Source organism: Prevotella sp. CAG:592, assembly GCF_000436015.1.
GTDB lineage: Bacteria > Bacteroidota > Bacteroidia > Bacteroidales > Bacteroidaceae > Prevotella > Prevotella pectinovora.
Map to the genome: position 1 here is coordinate 1 of NZ_FR892574.1, position 3,013 is coordinate 3,013.

Here is a 3,013-nt window from a genome sequence, read left to right on the forward strand (position 1 = left end):
CATTGTATTTCAATTGGCATCACTCATTTTATGAACTGCCATATGACTATAGTCAATACCTGTATTCCGAAATGGAACGATGCCGGGCTTTTGTAACGGCAATGTCAACCAATACTTGCGGTCGTTTTGCTTTCGGTATGCCCGGCATCTATTATTGTCCGGCATCTCTGCATGCTTTGCCGTTGATGTCGAAATTGAATCCGGTCTCCTGGTGACATATTGTAATCTGCTCACAGAAAGTCAAATTCCTGTACTCCGGGTGGCTGACAAGCCATTCCTCCAAGAATTCGTTTTCTTTTTCCAATGCCCTGTCATAGTTTGACTCCCTGTCGTTTTCTATCCTGTTGAGATATGGTTCCATTTCTTCCTCATTGCCGTAGGCACTTGTCGGAATCATTATTCCACCGAAATTCACATTGTCGTCTTGCTTCTTTATGAAACCGTCGCTATTTAGGGTTACGTGGAATATCGCTTGTACATACTCCTGATCGAGCATTGTCATTCCAAACATCTCAGAAGACTTTATAGTGATGTTCAGGTCGCCATTGTCAGCCTTTTCGATATTATTGTCAAAGGAATTGAAAATCACGGAAGGCTGTTTGAAGAAGAAAATCTTGTTTCTGACATAATCATCCTTATTGCTTGTCATCAGGATATATTTGTCTTTATAGCACTCCACTGTCATTTCCTGTTCATTATTGTAACCGATGTCCTTGAAAGTAGTGCTGTCTACGACGTGGATGCTTGTCGCTTTCGGTTCACTCTTTGTGCTATATATAGAAAAAGTGTCGCTGCCTTGAGCGTCTGAGAGACCGATTTCCTGTTCTTTCACGTCAGCGAGCTTTATTACCAGCGCCTCTTCTCCCAGCGTGTCCACGCCGATAGTCTGTTGTTTAGCATCGGCAAACACGATATAGTGTTCTTTGCCGGTAGGGTCATCGGATTTGTTAAGGAGATTTTACCCTCCTTCTTGTATTGTTCCACTTTCTCGTTGACTAACTCTTGATAACTCTTGCTACATGAACAAAGCGTCAGTAATGCAGCCAATAATAGGATTGGTAGTTTTTTCATAATTCCGATAGTTATTTTGTTATACTTGCTTTATAACATTCACACTTTCTGTCATCAAAATTAGTAAATATTGACATATCAGTCAAGTCCATAATAGTTCATTATCATAAAAAGTGGAGGGCAGAACCGAAATATTCATAAAAATTGTTTACCTTTACGCTTTAAAAAACGAAAAGCAAGAAAAAGAAGGGTCCGTTTCTGTTTTGATGCGTGATGCCCTTATAGAAGAAAAGAACTAAGAATGGTGAATTACATAGATACTTCTACACTGAAACATATCATCATGTCGGCTTGTGCCGGGATGTTGTGTGCCTGCTCGTCAGAGAACGGAGTCGACGACGTTCCTGTCACGCCGCCAACTCCACCCGAACCGGTGGAGCAGTTGCCGATACGCATCAGCAGCATGCCGGAGAAGCGTGCCTTAGACAATGCCTTCGAGACGGGCGACAGGATAGGCGTGTTTGTGGTAAACCGCAATGCCGACGGTTCTGCGGTCGGACTGAAGACCCAAGGCAACTATATAGACAACAGCATGTATACCTTTCATGGCACTTGGACCTCAGCGGTGCAGGAATACTGGAAAGACGACATTACGCATGCCGACTTCTATATGTATTATCCATACACCGCCACGATAGCGAGTGTTGAGGCTCTGCCGTGGAGCGTGAAGACAGACCAAAGTGCAGGGGCAGACTACAAGGCAAGCGAACTGCTCATCGGCAAGACCCTTGATGTGGCGCCGAGCGAAGAAGCCGTGAACATCGGAGCCAAGCACATGATGGCGCAGGTCGTCATCACTCTGGCTGCCGGCAAGGGATTTACCGCAGCCTCGTTGGCGAAAGCAAATGTCAGCGTAAGGATAAACGATGTGAAGACGCAGGCTGCCGCCAATATAGCTTCCGGCATCGTGACAGCCACCGGCGACAAGGACTATGTCATACCGATGAAAGACAACGACGGATACAAGGCGCTCGTAGTGCCGCAGACCCTGGACGACGGCTACTTGATAACGGTGACGGTGGACGGTACGGATTACCACCTGCCGAAGGACCCTAAGCTAAAAGCCTTTGAGCAGGGACACAGCTACCAGCTGACAGTGACATTGGGCAAGACAAACAGCGGCATAAATGCCAGCATCGTGAAATGGCAGGACGACGGCGTTGACTATGGCGGAGTAGCAGAACCGGAATAGAAAAAAGACAAATATGAAAAAGATAAGCAAGAACATCATCTTCTATATCATCACCATAGTGGCGGCAACGCTCAGCAGCTGCAGCGACAGCCTCTTTGAGGACGGTGGACAGAACGATGGCTCCAATATCAGACTGGCGGCAGACATCGAGCAGCTCTCAGTGATGAGAGTGAACGACAGCGGCTTCTGCGACGGCGACATGATGGGCGTGTATGTGGTGGACTACGAGGGCGGCAAGCCCGGCACCTTGAAACCGAGCGGCAACCGTGGCGACAACGTGCGCTACACCTTCGATGAGTCTGCAAACAAGTGGACCGGTGCCTACGATCTGTATTGGAAAGACAAGCATACGCCAATAGACGTATATGGATATTATCCGTTTGCCGCTCCCGAGAGCATCGACGACTATCAGTTTGAAGTGCAGAAAGACCAGAGCAAACCTTCTGCCGATGGCGAGATGGGCGGTTACGAGGCAAGCGACTTCCTTTGGGGAAAGGTAGCCGACGTGGCACCTACCACCAGCGTGATACGCCTGCCGTTGTCACACCGCATGTCGAACGCCCGTGTCACCCTGGTACAAGGTTCGGGCTTCACCGCCGAGGAATGGGCAAATACGGAAAAGATAGTGCTCGTGCCAAACGTGGCACGCAAGTCAAGCATCAACCTTGCCGACGGCACTGTTAGCGTGGCGGGCGATGTGGAGAATACAGCCACGATACCGTCGCGCACCGGCAACGAGTGGCGCGCCAT

Annotated in this window: 3 protein-coding genes; 2 read left to right on the top strand and 1 reads right to left on the bottom strand. The window is 48.4% G+C overall.

What is annotated here, in order from left to right; genetic code table 11:
* Nucleotides 1-151: 151 nt before the first annotated feature.
* Complete coding sequence (locus QVO99_RS05920; protein ID WP_288176993.1) at nt 152-910, bottom strand: hypothetical protein; 759 nt, start codon at nt 908-910, stop codon at nt 152-154.
* Between the two features lie 402 nt (nt 911-1,312).
* Between QVO99_RS05920 and QVO99_RS05925 the strand changes: the two genes are divergently transcribed.
* On the top strand, nt 1,313-2,263 hold the full coding sequence (locus tag QVO99_RS05925; protein ID WP_022316682.1) for a fimbrillin family protein: 951 nt from the start codon (nt 1,313-1,315) through the stop codon (nt 2,261-2,263).
* A gap of 13 nt (nt 2,264-2,276) precedes the next feature.
* Nucleotides 2,277-3,013: fimbrillin family protein (locus QVO99_RS05930; protein ID WP_288176994.1), on the top strand; the 737-nt coding region annotated here is incomplete at its 3' end.